This window comes from Streptomyces sp. NPDC001832, from assembly GCF_040297265.1.
GTDB lineage: Bacteria > Actinomycetota > Actinomycetes > Streptomycetales > Streptomycetaceae > Streptomyces.
Map to the genome: position 1 here is coordinate 133,982 of NZ_JBEOYU010000010.1, position 16,242 is coordinate 150,223.

The 16,242-nt window shown below is 70.1% G+C and carries 18 protein-coding genes; 8 read left to right on the forward strand and 10 right to left on the reverse strand.

The genetic code is table 11. The features are described from left to right. The first annotated feature begins 170 nt into the window (after nucleotides 1-170). The 3 genes from ABT115_RS11430 to ABT115_RS11440 all read left to right on the forward strand — a co-directional run bounded on the left by ABT115_RS11430 (nucleotide 171) and on the right by ABT115_RS11440 (nucleotide 2,796). Nucleotides 171-635 carry a universal stress protein gene (locus ABT115_RS11430; protein ID WP_351786951.1) on the forward strand — a complete coding sequence of 155 codons (465 nt, stop codon included), beginning with the start codon at nucleotides 171-173 and terminating at the stop codon, nucleotides 633-635. Between the two features lie 478 nt (nucleotides 636-1,113). Beyond that, entirely contained in the window at nucleotides 1,114-1,533 is a 420-nt protein-coding gene (locus ABT115_RS11435) for a CBS domain-containing protein (protein WP_351786954.1), read from the forward strand. Nucleotides 1,534-1,923: 390 nt separating this feature from the next. Further along, complete coding sequence (locus tag ABT115_RS11440; RefSeq protein WP_351786957.1) at nucleotides 1,924-2,796, forward strand: CBS domain-containing protein; 873 nt, start codon at nucleotides 1,924-1,926, stop codon at nucleotides 2,794-2,796. Nucleotides 2,797-3,078: 282 nt separating this feature from the next. Here ABT115_RS11440 and ABT115_RS11445 read toward each other — a convergent pair whose 3' ends face one another. Then, nucleotides 3,079-3,582: a hydrogenase maturation protease gene (locus ABT115_RS11445; RefSeq protein WP_351786960.1), complete on the reverse strand. Its 504-nt coding sequence runs from the start codon at nucleotides 3,580-3,582 to the stop codon at nucleotides 3,079-3,081. Nucleotides 3,583-3,759: 177 nt separating this feature from the next. On the opposite strand from ABT115_RS11445, the gene ABT115_RS11450 reads away from it, so the two are divergent. The 5 genes from ABT115_RS11450 to ABT115_RS11470 are packed head-to-tail and all read left to right on the forward strand — an operon-like array spanning nucleotide 3,760 to nucleotide 8,383. Continuing rightward, nucleotides 3,760-4,920 carry a 4Fe-4S dicluster domain-containing protein gene (locus ABT115_RS11450; protein WP_351786963.1) on the forward strand — a complete coding sequence of 387 codons (1,161 nt, stop codon included), beginning with the start codon at nucleotides 3,760-3,762 and terminating at the stop codon, nucleotides 4,918-4,920. Beyond that, nucleotides 4,917-5,375, forward strand: coding sequence for a cyclic nucleotide-binding domain-containing protein (locus tag ABT115_RS11455; protein WP_351786966.1), 459 nt, complete (start codon nucleotides 4,917-4,919; stop codon nucleotides 5,373-5,375). The genes ABT115_RS11450 and ABT115_RS11455 overlap by 4 nt, the downstream gene beginning before the upstream one ends. Further along, nucleotides 5,375-6,211 carry an FAD/NAD(P)-binding protein gene (locus ABT115_RS11460; protein WP_351786969.1) on the forward strand — a complete coding sequence of 279 codons (837 nt, stop codon included), beginning with the start codon at nucleotides 5,375-5,377 and terminating at the stop codon, nucleotides 6,209-6,211. Before ABT115_RS11455 ends, ABT115_RS11460 begins: the two co-directional genes overlap by 1 nt. 1 nt (nucleotide 6,212) lies before the next feature. Beyond that, nucleotides 6,213-6,995 carry an NADH-quinone oxidoreductase subunit B family protein gene (locus tag ABT115_RS11465; protein WP_351786972.1) on the forward strand — a complete coding sequence of 261 codons (783 nt, stop codon included), beginning with the start codon at nucleotides 6,213-6,215 and terminating at the stop codon, nucleotides 6,993-6,995. Further along, the gene (locus tag ABT115_RS11470) at nucleotides 6,992-8,383 is read left to right on the forward strand and encodes a Ni/Fe hydrogenase subunit alpha (RefSeq protein ID WP_351786975.1); all 1,392 of its coding nucleotides are present in this window, start codon (nucleotides 6,992-6,994) and stop codon (nucleotides 8,381-8,383) included. Before ABT115_RS11465 ends, ABT115_RS11470 begins: the two co-directional genes overlap by 4 nt. A gap of 166 nt (nucleotides 8,384-8,549) precedes the next feature. Here the strand turns inward: ABT115_RS11470 and ABT115_RS11475 are convergent, their stop codons facing one another. Genes ABT115_RS11475 through ABT115_RS11515 form a run of 9 tightly spaced genes read right to left on the reverse strand, consistent with a single transcriptional unit; the run spans nucleotide 8,550 to nucleotide 16,232 of the window. Continuing rightward, nucleotides 8,550-9,185 carry a V-type ATP synthase subunit D gene (locus ABT115_RS11475; protein ID WP_351786978.1) on the reverse strand — a complete coding sequence of 212 codons (636 nt, stop codon included), beginning with the start codon at nucleotides 9,183-9,185 and terminating at the stop codon, nucleotides 8,550-8,552. Continuing rightward, nucleotides 9,182-10,561 (reverse strand): V-type ATP synthase subunit B, encoded by a 1,380-nt coding sequence (locus ABT115_RS11480; protein ID WP_351786981.1) that lies wholly within the window; start codon nucleotides 10,559-10,561, stop codon nucleotides 9,182-9,184. Before ABT115_RS11480 ends, ABT115_RS11475 begins: the two co-directional genes overlap by 4 nt. After that, complete coding sequence (locus ABT115_RS11485; RefSeq protein ID WP_351786984.1) at nucleotides 10,558-12,300, reverse strand: V-type ATP synthase subunit A; 1,743 nt, start codon at nucleotides 12,298-12,300, stop codon at nucleotides 10,558-10,560. The genes ABT115_RS11480 and ABT115_RS11485 overlap by 4 nt, the downstream gene beginning before the upstream one ends. After that, a complete protein-coding gene (locus ABT115_RS11490) occupies nucleotides 12,288-12,812 on the reverse strand; it encodes a hypothetical protein (protein ID WP_351786987.1) in 525 nt (174 codons plus the stop codon). The genes ABT115_RS11485 and ABT115_RS11490 overlap by 13 nt, the downstream gene beginning before the upstream one ends. Further along, nucleotides 12,809-13,030: a V-type ATP synthase subunit F gene (locus tag ABT115_RS11495; RefSeq protein WP_351786990.1), complete on the reverse strand. Its 222-nt coding sequence runs from the start codon at nucleotides 13,028-13,030 to the stop codon at nucleotides 12,809-12,811. The genes ABT115_RS11490 and ABT115_RS11495 overlap by 4 nt, the downstream gene beginning before the upstream one ends. A 2-nt stretch (nucleotides 13,031-13,032) precedes the next feature. Next, nucleotides 13,033-13,455, reverse strand: a complete 423-nt coding sequence (locus ABT115_RS11500) for an ATP synthase subunit C (RefSeq protein ID WP_329815511.1) — start codon at nucleotides 13,453-13,455, stop codon at nucleotides 13,033-13,035. Next, entirely contained in the window at nucleotides 13,452-14,858 is a 1,407-nt protein-coding gene (locus ABT115_RS11505) for a V-type ATPase 116kDa subunit family protein (protein ID WP_351786994.1), read from the reverse strand. Before ABT115_RS11505 ends, ABT115_RS11500 begins: the two co-directional genes overlap by 4 nt. Next, complete coding sequence (locus ABT115_RS11510; protein ID WP_351786997.1) at nucleotides 14,845-15,771, reverse strand: hypothetical protein; 927 nt, start codon at nucleotides 15,769-15,771, stop codon at nucleotides 14,845-14,847. Before ABT115_RS11510 ends, ABT115_RS11505 begins: the two co-directional genes overlap by 14 nt. Continuing rightward, the gene (locus ABT115_RS11515; protein WP_351787000.1) at nucleotides 15,744-16,232 is read right to left on the reverse strand and encodes a hypothetical protein; all 489 of its coding nucleotides are present in this window, start codon (nucleotides 16,230-16,232) and stop codon (nucleotides 15,744-15,746) included. Before ABT115_RS11515 ends, ABT115_RS11510 begins: the two co-directional genes overlap by 28 nt. Nucleotides 16,233-16,242: the final 10 nt, after the last annotated feature.

Consider the following 16,242-nt stretch of genomic DNA (forward strand, 5'->3'; position numbering starts at 1 on the left):
AATAACAGAGAGACGGCGTCTTCGAGCAGCCCACCGGGCTGCTGTCCAAGTGCGAGGGCCGCGAGGTACAGCCGTCGGCATACGTCATCGACGCCCCATCGAGGTGGCGGCCCGCGGCTGCCACAGGGATGGTGAGAAGAGGATGCCAAGCGCGACCAGGCAGGTGCGTGATGGGTGACGAAGCAACATCAGTTCCGCGGATTGTTGTGGGTGTCGATGGCTCCGAATCGTCGAAGGCAGCCCTGCGGTGGGCGGTCGGCCAGGCGAAGCTGATGGGTGGCGTGGTCGACGCGACTATTGCCTGGGACTTCCCGACGGCCTGGTATGGCTTGGCCCCGCCCACAGACAAGGATCCGGCTGACTACCAGAAGCAGGCACGCAAGATCCTGGATCAGGCGATCGACGAGGCCCTTGGCCCGGGCCCGGCACGGACGGTCGACCTCCGTCCCATCTCGGCCCACGGGCACCCGGCTGCCGTTCTGCTCGATGCCGCCGCAGGAGCTCGAATGCTGGTCGTAGGCAACCGGGGGCACGGCGGATTCAACCAGGCCCTTCTGGGGTCGGTTGGCCAGCACTGCGTGCAGCATGCGCCGTGCCCCGTCGTCGTGGTCCGCGGATCCGGTCACGGAACCTGAACAGCGCGGCCTGCTCCACCATCGCTACACCCTCGATGCCGGGGGACCGTCACCGACGCAGACCTGGTACCGCCGGCCGCGCAGAACTTCGGCGCGGTCGAGGTGCACGTTCGCCGCAACGCGCAGGAACGCGTGGGAGACACAGCTCCACCGATGTGGAGCTGACCGCCCTGTGCGAACGGGCGCTCCGCAATCACGATCCGCCCACTTCCTCGACCTCACTGATGAGCGAACGCGAAACGGCTGCTGACGCCCCCATTGAGGATTCGGACGCCTGACGGAAGCTCCACGGCCGACAGTTGTACAAGGAGGTGCAACACCTCCGGCGACCTTCTCGCAGCGAGGGCTGAAGTGGTGGCTCCTCTTCGCTGGCATGCGTACGGGATACGAGGAATCCACACTGGATTCAAGGGGTACCAGATCTGGGCGTGCCCGAATCTACGGGCTCTGCCCACGTAGAAGCTCGAAGGAGAGGATCATGACCACTGCACGGGAGATCATGCACGCTGGTGCATCCTGCATCCAGGAGAACGAGACGCTGGAGGACGCGGCACGCCGGATGAGTGAGCTGGGCGTCGGGGCCCTCCCGGTCTGCGGTCCGGACGACAGGCTCCACGGGATTATCACCGACCGCGACATCGTGGTGAAGTGTCTCGCCAAGGGCAAGGACCCGAAGAGCATGACCGCAGGCATGCTCGAGGAGGGCAAGCCGATCACCATTGACGCCGGGGCCGACACGGATGACGTTCGGCGGACCATGGAGGAGCACAAGATCCGGCGGCTGCCGGTAATCGAGAACCATCGCTTGGTCGGCATGATCAGCGAGGCGGACCTCGCACGTTGCCTACCGGAGGAGCAGGTGGGCCACTTCGTCGAGGTCATTTGCGCTGCGAAGTGAACACCGTTGGCGACGTTCGGGGCCTGCCTGAAGAGACGGCCCTCCGGTACGTCCAGTGGTGAGCGTTCAGCCTCCACACTGCAGCGGCCGTGGCACCACCGCCCCGCGTGCCGGGCGTTGAGACGTAGCGGCCCCAGCGGGGTATCGCGCAGGGGCTTCCCCCACACCGCTGCTCGTTCGTCCCGGTCGGCGTACGGGCCAGCCTCACGAGCCACCTCGGAGAGGATCGACTGCGCCTGCTCCCCGGACACCCACGAAGACGGTCCTCCTGCCCTGCGCCCCTTCCGGACTCACCGCCTGTCTTGTTGGGGCCGACCGGCCCTTGGCGCCTGCCACAGCAGCGGAAGACTGGGAACGTAGGCCGGCTCGGCAAGAGTGGAGGAGCCCACCATGACTGAGCGCGAGAACATCGCGGCAGCGGCCGAAGCCCGCCGCGCGGTGCCCGGGAAGGCATGGACGCCCGACGAACCACAACGGCAGGACATGCTGTTGCGCTACCTCGGGGCGGTGGCCACGGTGTCCGCCAAGCAGGCGGCGGCACGGCGCCCGACCGCTCCCGAGTCGGCTCCAGCCGGGCGGGTGAAGGAGTCCGCCAAGCCGGTGTCCGGTGCCGAATCCGCGCCGCTACTGGTCCGTGACGTCATGGACGCACCGGCCGCATCGGTGCACGGCGACATGCTGTTTCTGGACATCGCCCGGAGCCTGGCCCGTGAACACGTCGGGTCCCTGCCGGTGGTCGACGCAGACGACCGCGTGATGGGCGTGGTATCTGAGTCCGACCTGCTGGCGAAGGCCGCGGTCGAAGCGTCCGGATACGAACCCGGCGCCATCGGCCGTCTGAGGGAGCGGCGGCTGCACGACAAGGCCCGTGCTGAGACTGCCGAGACGCTGATGACCACTCCGGCTGTCACCGTGTTCCCCGGTTCGACCGTTGCCGAAGCCACCTGGCTTGTGTCTTTGTCGCGTCTCAAGCGCCTGCCGGTGACGGACCACGAGGGCCGCCTGATCGGTGTCGTGCACAGGAACGCACTGCTCAATGCGCTGATACGCGACGATGCCGGGATTCGCGAGGAGATCGAGTCGAGGATCCTCGCCGAAGTCTTCCCGGCTGCGGGGAAAACCGTCGAGGTCACCGTGCGCAACGGCGTGGTGGACGTCAGTGGCCGGATGGAGGAAGCCGATGTCCCGCGGCTTCTCGCGGAGATCAAGGACATCGATGATGTGACCGAAGTGATCGATCATCTGAACTCTGCCGCAGAGTGACGCCGGAGTCCCCACTTCCGTAGGCCGGCACGCGGTCCACGCACTCGTTGTCCGGGCTCTCGTTCGACCGGGTACCCGAGCTGTCGCCCAGCGTGATGATGGACCTCGGGAGGGAATTCGAGTGCGCTCTGGACGGTGCAGGTCATCACTGCCTGGAACGCCCCACGCGGGGTGTGGGCAGTTCGATGCTCGAAGTCCGGAACAGCGCCGAGACGGCTTCGCCGCGTGGACCCGGAACGGCGTGCTCGACGAGGCGGGTCGGCGTACGCAACCAGTTCGCGCCTATCGGCTGCCGGCAGAACCCACGTGCAGCGCGATTTCTTTCGCGATGCGTTCGGTGAGCGGCTCCACGATGGCTGCCACCGGTGCTGACAGGCCGGTGCCCAGGCTGCTATCGGCTCCTTCGATGGCGTAGACGATCAGTTGTCCGGGCAGACGGTCCAGTTCTCGGGCGAGTTCGACGGCGTCGCCGAGCCCGAGCCCGTGGGAACTTATCGCACTGCCTGTCTGCGGCAGCTTCCCGTCGTCCAGTTTCAGGCGATGCAGCCGACCGGGATGCCCGGGGTGTGCGTGTGCGGCGTCCACCACGATGGCGAGGTCGGCGTCTTCCCACAGAGTGATCAGTCGGGCGGGGTCGCCGTCGCACACCAGAAGCGCGGTCCCCCTCGGCAGCGGCCGTGCCTCGGCTCGCTCCGCCAACTGGGCCACGACGGCCCAGCCCACACCGTCGTCGTGGCGGAACTCGTTCCCGACGCCGATGACGGCGATCCGCGTGGAGAGGCTCACGCACTTACCCCTTCCCGCCGGACGGGCTCGCCAGTTGTTCGGGGTCCGCGTGGGGTCCGTTCGGGGTGACGGACGCAGCCACCTGGACCACGCAGGGGCCGGTCGGCCCCTGTCGGGCAGCAGGTCCGTGCGCATACTGGCCGGGAAGGCATCATCGGCGGCGTCGAAAGGTTGGCGATGGCGGACGACGGCGGCACGGCCGCGGTGATCGGCAAGGACGGCCTGGACGCGCTGATCACGGTCCTGGCCGGGCGTGGGCGGACGGTCGTGGGACCGACCGTCCGCGACGGGGCGATCGTCCTGTCCGAAATCTCCGGCGGTGCGGAACTCCCCTACGGTTGGGGAGTCGAGTTGGAGGCAGGTGTCTACCGGCTGCGTGCCCGCGAGGACGGCGCCGTGTTCGCGCACAGTGCGGGCCCTCAGTCCTGGAAGAGGTTTCTGCACCCGCCGCGCGAGCGGCAGTGGACAGCCGACCGCGGTGCCGACGGCGAGCTGGTGGTGACCGAGGACCGGACATCACCGTCGTCGTACGCGTTCCTCGGCGTGCGCCCCTGCGACCTGCGGGCCATCGCGATTCAGGACCGGGTGCTGACCGGCGGGAGGTACAACGACCCGGCGTACCGTGGGCGTCGTGAGCGGGCCTTCCTGGTGGCGGCGGAGTGTACCGAGCCGGGTGCCACCTGCTTCTGCGTGTCCATGGGCACCGGGCCGGCTGTGGGGCCCGGCTACGACCTGGCGCTGACCGAGGTGCTCGATTCCGACGGACACCGATTCCTGGTGCGGATCGGGAGCGAGGAGGGAGAGTCGGTCCTGGCCGAGCTGCCCCATCGCCCCGCCGACCCCGCGACTCGGACCGCGGCGAGTGAGCGTGTCGCCGACGCGGCGGATCGCATGGGCCGCAGCATGCCGCCGGTGGACCTGCAGCTGCTGATGCGCGAGACCCTCACGGCCGAGCGCTGGGACGACGTCGCGGCCCGCTGCCTGACCTGCGGAAACTGCACCATGGTCTGCCCGACCTGCTTCTGCACCACCACCGAGGACGTCACGGACCTCACTGGAGACCACGCCGAGCGGTGGCGGCGCTGGGAGTCCTGCTTCGACCTGGATTTCTCCCACCTGCAGGCAGGACCGGTCCGCAACTCCTCGCGCAGTCGCTACCGGCAGTGGGCCACCCACAAACTCGGCACCTGGTACGACCAATTCGACAGCTCCGGGTGCGTCGGCTGCGGACGCTGCATCGTGTGGTGCCCGGTCGGCATCGACATCACCGAGGAGGCCCACGCGCTCAACCTGGAACGGGAGGCCGCTCGGCAGGATACGGGGGAGAACCCGGCATGACCGTCGTCCGCCACGGCTTTCTCGGTGCCCTGCCGCCCGGCCACCGCGAGCAGCTGGTCGCGACTGCCCGCGATGTCTCCTTCCCCGATGGCACCCGTATCTTCGAGGAGGGAGGCGTCGCCGACCGGTTCTGGATCATTCGTTCCGGGCACGTCGCGCTCGACATCCACGTACCGGGCCGGTCCGAGGCAGTCGTGGAGACCCTCGGCGAAGGCGATCTGCTGGGCTGGTCCTGGCTGTTCGAGCCGTACCGTTGGCACCTCGGCGCGCAGGCCCGCAGCACCGTATCGGCGTCAGAGTTCGACGCGGAGCGGGTCCGAGCCGCGTGTGAAAAGGATCCGTCGTTCGGCCTGGCGTTGACCAACTGCGTTGCGCAGGTGATCGCACGGCGGTTGAAGTCCACCCGAATCCGCCTGCTCGACCTGTACGGGCCCCCCGACGCCGGTGAGTCGTGATGACGGCCTCCGCATCATCGACTGCTCGGCCGGGAACCGCCCCTATTCCGTACCGGGTGGTGGAACGCAAGGCCGAGACGCCCGACACCGCCACCATCGTCCTGCAACCGGTCCGTTCGGCCCTGCAGCCGTTCGCTCCTGGGCAGTTCGCGATGGTATACGCCTTCGGCGTCGGCGACATCCCGTTGTCGGTCTCCGGGATCGACGGGCACCGGCTGACGCACACCGTCCGCACGGTCGGAGCGGTCTCCGGCGCGCTGCACAGGCTGCGGCGTGGCGACACGGTCGGAGTGCGCGGTCCGTTCGGCACCAGCTGGGAACTACTCGCCGCGGCCGGGACGGACCTGATCGTCGTGGCCGGTGGCATCGGGCTGGCGCCGCTGCGCCCACTCGTACGTGACGCGATTGCCGCACCCGAGCGATACGGACGGCTGAACGTCCTCATCGGGGCGCGCACGCCCCACGAGCTGCTCTACGGGGAGGAGATTCGCGGTTGGCGGTCGGCTGCCCGGGTCCTGACCACCGTGGACCGCCCGGACCCGCTGTGGACGGGCGAGGTCGGCGTGGTGACGACCCTGCTCGACCGGGCTGTCTTCGGCCCCGGGGCGTCGTCGGCGTTCATTTGTGGCCCCGAGCCGATGATCCGGGCCACAGCCGACGAGTTGGTGCACCGCGGCATGGATCCGGAGCTGGTCAGGGTCTCGCTGGAACGCAACATGCAGTGTGCCACCGGCCACTGCGGACACTGCCAGCTCGGTCCCCTCCTGCTCTGCCGCGACGGCCCCGTGGTCAACTGGACCAAGGCCCGATCCCTACTCCTGGTCAGGGAGTTGTGACATGAACTCGAGCGAGCGTCCCAGACTCGCCGTGTGGAAGTTCGCCTCATGTGACGGATGTCAGCTCACCGTGCTGGACTGTGAGGACGAACTCCTCGGCATCGCCGAAAAGGTGGAGATCTCGCACTTCCTGGAGGCTTCCAGTGCCGACGCGCCGGGCCCGTACGATCTGTCACTGGTCGAGGGGTCGGTCACCACCCGGCAGGACGCCGACCGGATCCAGCAGATCCGGGCCGCTTCGAGGAGATTGGTGACCATCGGGGCGTGCGCGACCGCGGGCGGTGTCCAGGCGCTGCGTAACTACGCCAACGTCGCCGACTTCCAAGCCGCCGTCTACGCCAGACCGGACTACATCGAGACGCTCGCCACCTCCACACCCATCAGCGCCCATGTTCCCGTGGACTTCGAGCTGCGCGGCTGCCCCATCGACCGCGGCCAACTGGTGGAGGTCATCACCGCCTACCTGGCCGGCCGAAAACCGGACGTACCCGCGCACAGTGTCTGCTTCGAATGCAAGCAGCGCGGCACGGTCTGCGTGACGGTGGCCCATGGCACGCCCTGCCTGGGACCGGTCACCCACGCCGGATGCGGTGCGCTCTGCCCCGCGTACGGACGAGGCTGTTACGGCTGCTTCGGCCCGTCGAACTCGACCAACTTCCCTTCGTTCATCCCCCTTCTGCGTCGCGACGGCATGGACACCCTTGACGTGGTGCGGGTGCTGCGCACCTTCAATACCGCCGCTCCCGAGTTCGACGCGGCCTCCCGGAAGGAACTGGAAGGGTGACCCATCGCGGATCAAGGGTGTTGCACGTCGGATCGCTCGCCCGCGTCGAGGGTGAGGGCGCGCTGTACCTGCGCACGGATGGGGCCGAGGTCACCGAGGCGCGACTGGCGATCTACGAACCTCCGCGCTTCTTCGAGGCATTCCTGCGCGGGCGTTCCTACACCGAGCCACCCGATATCACCTCCCGGGTGTGCGGGATCTGCCCGGTGGCGTACCAGCTGAGTGCCTGTCGCGCGGTTGAGGACGCCTGCGGCGTCGTCGTGGAAGGACCCTTGGCCGCGTTGCGGAGGCTGCTCTACTGCGGTGAGTGGATCGAGAGCCAGACGCTGCACATCTACCTCCTCCACGCGCCCGACTTCCTCGGCTGCGACAGCGTCATCGACATGGCCCGCACCCGACGTGCCGACGTCGAACGCGGCCTTCGGCTCAAGCAGGCCGGCAACGCGATCATCGAACTGCTGGGCGGCCGGGCGATCCACCCGGTCAATGTGCGACTCGGCGGATTCCACCGCACCCCGAGCACGACCGAACTGCGCCCGCTGGCCGAGCGCTTGCGCCGGGCCCGCGACGATGCGGCCCAAACCGTTCGCTGGGTGGCCGGCTTCGAGTTCCCCGACGCCGGATGCGACAACGACCTGTTCGCGCTGTCCGATCCCGGCACCTACGCGATCGAGTCCGGAACCCCGACCGTCATGCCTGCGCCGCACACCGCCGGCCTTCCCCCCGGATCCGACCGCGCGCTGCCCCTGCGTACCTTCGGGGTCGGCGAGTTCGGTGCCCATGTCGCCGAGAGCCAAGTGCCCCACTCAACTGCCCTCCACTCCCTGCTGGACGGCCGCCGCCATCTCACCGGCTCACTCGCTCGATACGCCATCAGTGGCCGCTGGCTGTCGTCGATCGCCCTCCAGGCCGCCCACGACGCCGGACTCGGCGACCCCCGGCAAGGCACGGTCTGCCGAAACCCCTTCCGCAGCATCATCGTCCGAGCGGTCGAGGTGCTCTACGCAGTCGACGAGGCACTGCGCATCATCGACTCCTACGAACCCCCACCGCGCCCCTACGTCGACGTGCCCGCACGAGCCGGTACCGGGCACGGGGCGACCGAGGCGCCGCGCGGTCTGCTCTACCACCGCTACACCCTCGACGCCGAAGGGACCGTCACCGACGCCGGCCTGGTCCCGCCGACCGCGCAGAACCTCGGCGCGATCGAGGAGGACCTCCGCCGCATCGTGCAGGAACGCCTGGGGGACGGCGACCCCACCGACGCGGAGCTGACCACCCTGTGCGAACGGGCGATCCGCAATCACGACCCGTGCATCTCATGCTCGGCCCACTTCCTCGACCTCACCGTCGAGCGAACCCGAAAGACGAACTGGGGGGTGTATTGATCGCGCGCGCAGACCACAGGAGGGGAGTGCGGCACGGCACGCATCGGGTCCGCGTACAGGAGATCCCGGCGCGCCCGACTTGTCGTGTTTCGCCCGTACGTCCTGCGGGGGCGAGTCCGCAGGACGGTGCCGCATGCTGCCTTTTGCACCTGCGGTGGCCGGCGTTTCATCGGGAGCGCGGTCCTTCTTCCCGACGCACGCTGGAGGCCCAGCGTCGTCGGACGGCATCTTCGTGTTCGCTCTCTTCCAGGGCGAGGTCGGTCCGGGCGAGTGCCTCGCGCAGATTCGGGATCCAGTGGCGTTGCAGGGCGCGGACCCGTTGGCGGGTGCTCAGCACCTCCGCGTCGATGATGCGGACGGCGGCTGCGGCCGCGGCGTGCTCTGCGGCCGCCCGGACCGCATCTCGGTACGCGGCCTCGGCGTGCACCAAAGCGGTGTTGGCCGGTGCGGCAATGGTAGGGGGGCGCGTGGGCACGGTGCAGGAGACGCCCTCCGGGTACCGGGCGCCCATGAAGCTGGTCCAGTGGGCCGCGACGTCGGTTCGGTCCAGCGCTTCCGCCGCCGCCTCCAAGGCTCCCTCCCCGCTCAGCAGGAGACCGCGCACCAGCCAGGTTTCGGCCTCCTTCACCCGCTTCTGCCAGACATGCGCGGTGGCTTCCTCGGCCTGTTGTAGACGCTGGTGCTCGGCGCGCAGGATGCGGAGCTTCTGTTCGAGGAGGTCCGCGCCGCGCTCGGCGACGTGCAGGCTGTGCCGAAGACGGAGGCGTCCGGCACGTCCGGGCGGGACGTGAAGGGTGCTCACGTCCCTGCCCCGTGCACGTCGAGCAGGGCGGTCGGCAGCATGGCGAGCTGACTGCGGGGCAGGGTGAGGAGCACCTGCCAGGCGCGGTCCAGGGTCTGGTCCAGGGTGCGCAGTTCGTCGGGTCGCTGATCTACGAAGCGGTGCAGGAAGGCTTGGTCGAACTCCAGGTACCGGCGGTCGGCCGGGCTCAGGGCCGTCTCCCCGACCAGGTCGGTGAGTTCGCGGACCTGACGGGCGCGGGCGAGCGCGGCCAGCAGTTGCGCCGCGACGTCGAGATGGTCGTCGCGAGTGCGGCCGGGCCCGGCGCCCTTGCGCATCAGCCGGGAAAGCGAGGAAAGCGCGTCCACAGGGGGGTAGACACCCTGGGCGTGGGTCTCACGGGAGAGGACGACCTGACCTTCGGTGATGTACCCGGTCAGATCGGGAACCGGGTGGGTGATGTCGCCCGCGGGCATGGTCAGCACAGGCAGGACCGTGACGGAGCCCGGTCGGCCCTGGATCCGCCCGCAGCGCTCGTAAAGGGAGGCGAGGTCGCTGTAGAGGTAGCCGGGGTAGGCGCGACGCGCCGGAATCTCGCCGCGCGCCGCGGACACCTCGCGCAATGCCTCCGCATAGCTGGTCATGTCCGTCATCACCACGAGAACGTGCCTGCCACCGTCGAACGCGAGGTTCTCGGCGACGGTGAGTGCCAGACGCGGGGTGAGGATCCGCTCGATGACTGGTTCGTCAGCCGTGTTGAGCAGCAGCACCAGCTCGTGGGCGGCGGAGCGCTCCTCCAGGGCATCTCGGACGAAGGAGGCATCGGCGTGGGTAAGTCCCATACCGGCGAAGACCACGCAGAACGGCTCGCCACCGGTGGTGGACTGGGCGGCGATCTGGACGGCCAGCTCCAGATGGGGCAGACCGGCGACGGAGAACACCGGCAGCTTCTGCCCGCGCACCAGTGTGGTGAGCCCGTCGACGGCGGCGACACCGGTGAGTACGGGCTCTCCGGGTGGCTGTCGGCGCACCGGGTTGATCGGGGTCCCACCGACGGCCGCGGTGGTTGGCCCGAAGACCGGGGGCCCGCCATCGGCCGGGTCGCCGCGACCGTTGCAGACCCGGCCCAGCCAGCCGGGGCCGACCGGGATGCGCAGCGGCCCCCCGGCGAAGGCCATCCGCACGCGTGCGGGATCCATGCCGGCGGTGTCCTCCAGGACCTGCACCACAGCGACTTCGCGGTCCACTTCCAGCACGAGGCCGTGCCGTTGCTCGCCGGACTCCAGGGTGACCCGGACGAACTCGTCCCAGCCGACCCCGCTCACCCCTTCCACGACGGCGAGTGGGCCGCGCAGCTCACGGACGGCCGTGTACTCGACCTCGCCCCAGGCGGTCACGTCAGTTCCCTCAGCACGGCGAGCACGGCGTCCCGCCGGAGGGCCACGCCCGCAGAGTCGTGCGGGCCGACTTCCTCGCGGGCGCGCAGCAGAGGGCCGAAGTCCGCCTCCTCGATGGAGCCTGCAGGCACACCGGCCGCAGCCAGCTCCCGGCACCGCGCGATGACCGTGAGGACCGCTTCTGCCAGCGCCGAGGTCTTCTCCGGACCACAGTAGGCGTCCCGGTCGGACAGGGCACTTTGCTGGAGGACCCCTTCGCGTACCAGCCGGCCGCCGAGCACGCTGACGCGTTCCTGCCCGGGGAGTGCGGTGATGCCGACCAGGTCGACGAGATCGGTGAGCCGGTCGGCCTCCGCCAGCAGGGAGCTGATCTCCGCCTGCCTGCCCGGCCATGCCGGGTCGCGGGCCTCCGCGTGCCCGGCCGCGAGGGTGTCGGCGTCGCGCGAGAAGGACCCCGCCCAGGAGATCGCCGGATAGTGGCGGGCATAGGCCAGCTCGCGGTCCAGCGTCCACAGGCAGCGTACGAACCGTTCGGTGTGGGCGGTCACCGGCTCGGCCATGTCCGCCCCGGGCGGGGACACCGCGCCGATCACGGTGACCGAGCCCCGGTCACCCCCAAGGGTGGTCACCGCACCGGCCCGCTCGTAGAACGCGGCGATCGCCGAGGCGAGACCCGCCGGATATCCCTCCTCGGCCGGCAGGGCGCCGGTGCGGGAGGCGAACTCGCGCAGCGCCTCGGCCCACCGCGACGTGGAGTCGGCGATGACCACTACATCGCGCCCCATGTCCCGGAAGTATTCCGCGACCGTCGCACCGGTGTAGATGCTGGCCTCCCGCGCCATCATCGGCATGTTGGAGGTGTTGGCGATGACTACCGTGCGCTCGACCAGCCGGCCTCCGGTACGCGGGTCCGCGAGCTCGGAAAGTTCGGCGATGACATCGGCCATTTCGTTGCCGCGCTCGCCGCAGCCGACGTAGACGATGACATCGGCGTCGCACCACTTGGCGATCTGCTGAAGTAGCAGGGTCTTGCCGGTCCCAAATCCGCCAGGGACGGCTACCGTGCTGCCCCGGGCCACGGGGAAGAGCAGGTCGATCGCACGCTGACCGGTGTGCAGCGGTCGGCGGGCGTCAAGGCGTTCACGCACGGGGCGCGGCCGGCGGATCGGCCAGTCGGCGGTCATCCGGACCTCGGTGCCGCCGACGACGGCCAGCAGCGAGTCCTGGGTGTAATGGCCTTCCGGGACGATCTTCTCCACCTGGCCGGTGCAGCCGGGCGGTGCCAGGATCCGAGTCTGCACGGGACCCGCCTCCAGGACCTCGCCGAGCGCCTGCCCCCCTGTCAACTGATCGCCGACTGCCACGGCAGGGGTGAACCCCCAGGTACGCGCCTCGTCGTCGCTTCCTCCGCTTCCGGGCAGCAGCCAGTCGCCGGAGCCCGACAGCGGGCGGAGCAGGCCATCGAAGATCCCGCCGAGCAGCCCGGGGCCCAGTCGCGCCGACAGCGGACTGCCCCGGGGGTGGGCGCGGTGTCCGGGTGCCAGGCCACCGGTGTATTCGTACGCCTGGGCGGTCACCACAGTGTCGGTGATCGCCACCACCTCGCCGGGCAGTCCTACCTCTCCCAGGGAGACCAGGTCGTTCATGGCGGTGTCTCCGGTGTACTCCAATTCGACCAGCGGTCCCGCGACCCGCAGGATCGCGGGATCGGCTCGGGGCGAGCCCGTCACGGCGCCCACAAGGCTTCCGTGTCCGCGCCCAGGCGATCGAGCGCACGGGCGGCCAGGGCGTCCAGAGAGAAGTCGGCCAGCCGACCGGTGGCGTGGCCGACCACCCCGCCACCGGGCTGTTCGGCAACCGCGGCGTCGGGACCGAGGAGCTGCCGGGCCCGCCGCTCCAACCTGTCGCGTATGCCGGGATAGTCCGCCGTGTACCGCAGGGCCCGGAAGCGTTCTGTCACTTGGTGGCGGAGCTCCTCGTATGCTTCCCGGCGGGCAGTCTGCTCGCAGGCCCTGGCATTCCGGCGGGCCCGCAGCAGTACCGCCGCTCCGGCGGCGGTGCCCTCTGCCGCACCCTCGCGGTGGGCCTGTTCCACGATCTCCTCGGCTTCGTTCCTGGCGCGGTCGAGCACCGCCTCGACATCGCGCGTGGCCTGGACGATCAGTGCTTCGGCGTCGGCCCGGGCCGCACGCAGCAACTCGGCCCGTACCGTCGCGAGGGCCTCTGCCCGGCCAGCGGTTGGTGTCGTCATGTCGGCATCACCGCGATCAGGGGCCGCGTGCCTTGCACCTGCGTCCGGCCGAGCGCCTCGGCCGCGGCCGGGGTGACGATCGCCAGTGTGACCTCGTCCGACACGCTCTGCCAGGCCCGGCGTACCGCCTCGGGGTCTTCTGCGACGAGGACGCTCACCCCGGCCAGCGACAGCCCGGCCACCCGTGCCCGTTCTCCGATGGCTACCACCCGCCCCATGGTCAGGCCTTGCCCAGCAGCAGGACCGCGACGACGAGTCCGTAGATGGCGATTCCTTCGGCGAGTCCGACGATGACCATTGCCCGGCCGAACAGCTCGGGGCGCTCGCTCATGGCGGCCAGCGCCGCCGCTCCGGTATAGGCGACGGCGATCGAGGCCCCGATCGAGGCCCCTGCCACCGCGATTGCGGCGCCGATCAGAGCGGCGGACCCGGCACCGGACCCGGCAGCGGCTGTGCTGGACGCCGCCGCCCGCGCCGCGCCGCCGCTGAGCGCGACGATCAGCAGAGCGAGCGCACCACCGAACAGCAGCACGTCGGCGGCGATGATCAACCGGAGGGCGGCCCGGCCGTGCCGGCGCGCCAACTGGCGGGTGACGGTAAAGATGACCGCGAGGGCGGGAAGGGCGACGAGCCAGGCGATCACGGTGCCACCTCCGTGTGTTGCGTGGGCACATGCCAAGGGCGGAAGGGACGGCCCCAGGTCTCGAAGACCCGGGAGAACAGCTCGTAGAACTCGAGCCGCAGGGCCTGTACCCCGGCAACCAACGCCTCTAGTGAGAACGCCAGGGCATTGCCGACGGTGAAGACGGCCACCGCCCCTATCAGCCCGCCCGGACCCATATGGGCCAGTGCGGTCGTTCCCCGCCACACGACGGCGCCGAGCGCCGCGTGCGTCAGCCCGAAGGCGGCCAGACGTGCGAAGGAGACGGTGTTCGAGAAGATCCGTGCCACCGCGTCGAAGAGTTGGACCGCGGTCTGCATCGCACCGGCGGCACCGCCCCCCGAAGCGGTGAACAGTCCCGAGGCGGCCAGTACGAGACCGCTGGCCGCGATCACCGTTCCCATGTAAGTGAGGTACGTGCGGTGCAGAAATCCACCCGCGGCGAGGCCCACGAGGCCGAGGAAAAGGGCCGAGCCCGCAATGCCGGAGACCGCGTACAGCGCCCGTTTCGGGCCGCCCTCACGCCAGCGATTGACGATTCCCGCGCCGTACGCCAGCGCGAGCAGCACAGCGCCCACTGCGCCCGCGACCGCGAGCAGCTGTTCGGGATGGTCCAGAGGGGCCAGCCACAGTGCGGGAAGGATCTTCGTCGGACCGAAGAACTCGCCGTAGGCGAAGCCGAACGCAATGCTCGTGACCCCGGCCCCCGCGACGAAGGGCCACATCGCACGGAGCCGCACCAGCCTGTGGGGGCGGCCGGTCCGCAGCAGAAACGCCATCAGGAGCAGCAGCGCGCCGTGCCCCACGTCGCCGAACATCATGCCGAACATCACCACGTACGCGATCCCGGCCGGCCACGTCGGGTCGACATCGACGTACGGCACTGTTCCGTAGGTGCGTACAAGCGGTGTGAAAGAACGGTGCACCGGTCCGGTGCTGCGCAACAGGGTCGGCGGGTCGACGCCCCGCGGTGGTGTCAACGCCACGAGCGCGCCGCCGGACTCGGCCACTCGCCCAGCCGTTGCCGGTACCTCGGCGGCTGGGCACCAGCCGGCCAGCGCCACCACGTTTCCACGCCGCACAGCGCTGCCGGAACGCTCCTCAAGCTGTGCCTCGCCCGCCAGCAGATCCGCGTGGCCCTCGTGTTCGAGGGCGTCGAGGTCGGGAGGGTCGGCGGAGAGCATCGCTCTCGGTGGCTCGGCGCGCAGAAGCTGCAGCCGACGCGCGGCCGGTCCACGCTCGCCCTGCCCGGCGCCGTCGGCCCGGTCGATCTCGATGCACCCGGCGTCCGCGAGCCGCACCAGCATCTCCCGGAGTGCCTCGCGCGGCGCGACGATCGCCACCCGTTGCATGCGGACCGGTGTCACGGCCTCAGCCCAGCGCATCGAACGCCTCCAGCGCGCCGCCCCGCGCGGCCGACTCCAGCGCCGCCCGTACCCGCCAGGCGTCCGTGGAGAGCACCGCAACAGCACCGATGACCGGGGCGGTGTCCAGGCGCGAGCCGCGCAGCAGCGCGGAGCCGTCCTTCTCGACCTGTGTCCACCAGTGCGCCTCGGCTCGCCAGAGGTCAGCCGACTCGTCGATACCGTCCATCGCCCAGCGCGCCGTGCCCGGCAGCTGCTGACGGAAGTCGGCGAAGGTGGCGGCGCGCAGAACTCCTGGGCCAAGGACCCGGGCAGCGCGCCGACCGGACGGTTTCGTCAACCGACGACCGTGAATGAACAGCTCTCGGGCGACCAGCAGGGCAAGACGTCCTGCTGCCCAGGACACCGCCTCTGGTACGGCCCCTGCTGTGCGGGTGGCGGCCGAGATCCGCACACCGATGCCCACCGCAGCCGCCGAGTCGCCCCCCGGATCCCCCCACGCACAGGCGGCCAACGCGTCCCGCAGTTCAACCGGCGACCGGCTCTCTGCCAGCCGAGGCCAGGCCGTCGCCAACCCGCCGAGCCGGTACGGGCCCGGCCTGTCGGGGGCTGCGCCCGACAGCACCCGCAGGTGCTCCTCCACGTTGGCGACCTCGAAGCCGGCCGCCAGCAGGCGGACCGCGCCAGCCCCTTGACGCGGCAGCCAGCCCGCCATCACCCGCAGATGCCACAGCAGGGTCGCCGCTACGGATCGCTGTGCGGCCGCCAGCCCGGCCTCCGCGTCGAGCACGCGCCGATACGGCGTAGCCGCCAGCTGTTCGAAGGCGTCACCGAGCGTGGCCGCGGCAGCCACTTCCCGGGCCGAGTGGACTCCCAGACGGCGCGACGCCATGGCTCTGGCCCGGGTCACCCCCGCGACCCATCCCGCTCCCACCGAGGCCTCCCCCCGGCGCATTCCTCTCCGGTCACCACCGAGGCGCCGGTCTCTCCGCAGTCCGCCAGCACACGGTCGACGAGGGAAGCCATGCGTTGCTGCGCTCGGCGCTTCAGCAGGGCGGCTCTGCGCTCCGACTCCGCAAGACACTCCGCCGCCTCGGTCTTGGCCAGACCGTAGGTATGCGCGGCGCTCTCCGTCCGCACCTCACGGGCGCGGATCCGGGCCAGCACCACGATTTTCTCGGCCTCGTCTGCAGCGGCCCGTCGGTTCTGATCCGCACGCTGAGCGGCCGCTTCGCGGATCTGCTGCGCCTCTGTCTCTGCCTGTCCCAGGCGGGAGAGTATTGGCTCCAGTTCGGCCGCGAGGTCCGCCGAACGATCTGCGGGCACACCCGTTGTGGCCGGGCCCGGCGAACCGGCCGGACGGAACCGCATCAGGAAGTCCCGGAATACCGCCACGAAAGCTCCT

Bases quoted from the DNA above. Each gene is read 5' to 3' on its own strand.
- ABT115_RS11430 (WP_351786951.1), top strand. From the start codon at position 171: ATGGGTGACGAAGCAACATCAGTTCCGCGGATTGTTGTGGGTGTCGAT.
- ABT115_RS11435 (WP_351786954.1), top strand. From the start codon at position 1,114: ATGACCACTGCACGGGAGATCATGCACGCTGGTGCATCCTGCATCCAG.
- ABT115_RS11440 (WP_351786957.1), top strand. From the start codon at position 1,924: ATGACTGAGCGCGAGAACATCGCGGCAGCGGCCGAAGCCCGCCGCGCG.
- ABT115_RS11450 (WP_351786963.1), top strand. From the start codon at position 3,760: ATGGCGGACGACGGCGGCACGGCCGCGGTGATCGGCAAGGACGGCCTG.
- ABT115_RS11455 (WP_351786966.1), top strand. From the start codon at position 4,917: ATGACCGTCGTCCGCCACGGCTTTCTCGGTGCCCTGCCGCCCGGCCAC.
- ABT115_RS11460 (WP_351786969.1), top strand. From the start codon at position 5,375: ATGACGGCCTCCGCATCATCGACTGCTCGGCCGGGAACCGCCCCTATT.
- ABT115_RS11465 (WP_351786972.1), top strand. From the start codon at position 6,213: ATGAACTCGAGCGAGCGTCCCAGACTCGCCGTGTGGAAGTTCGCCTCA.
- ABT115_RS11490 (WP_351786987.1), bottom strand. From the start codon at position 12,812: ATGACGACACCAACCGCTGGCCGGGCAGAGGCCCTCGCGACGGTACGG.
- ABT115_RS11495 (WP_351786990.1), bottom strand. From the start codon at position 13,030: ATGGGGCGGGTGGTAGCCATCGGAGAACGGGCACGGGTGGCCGGGCTG.
- ABT115_RS11505 (WP_351786994.1), bottom strand. From the start codon at position 14,858: ATGCGCTGGGCTGAGGCCGTGACACCGGTCCGCATGCAACGGGTGGCG.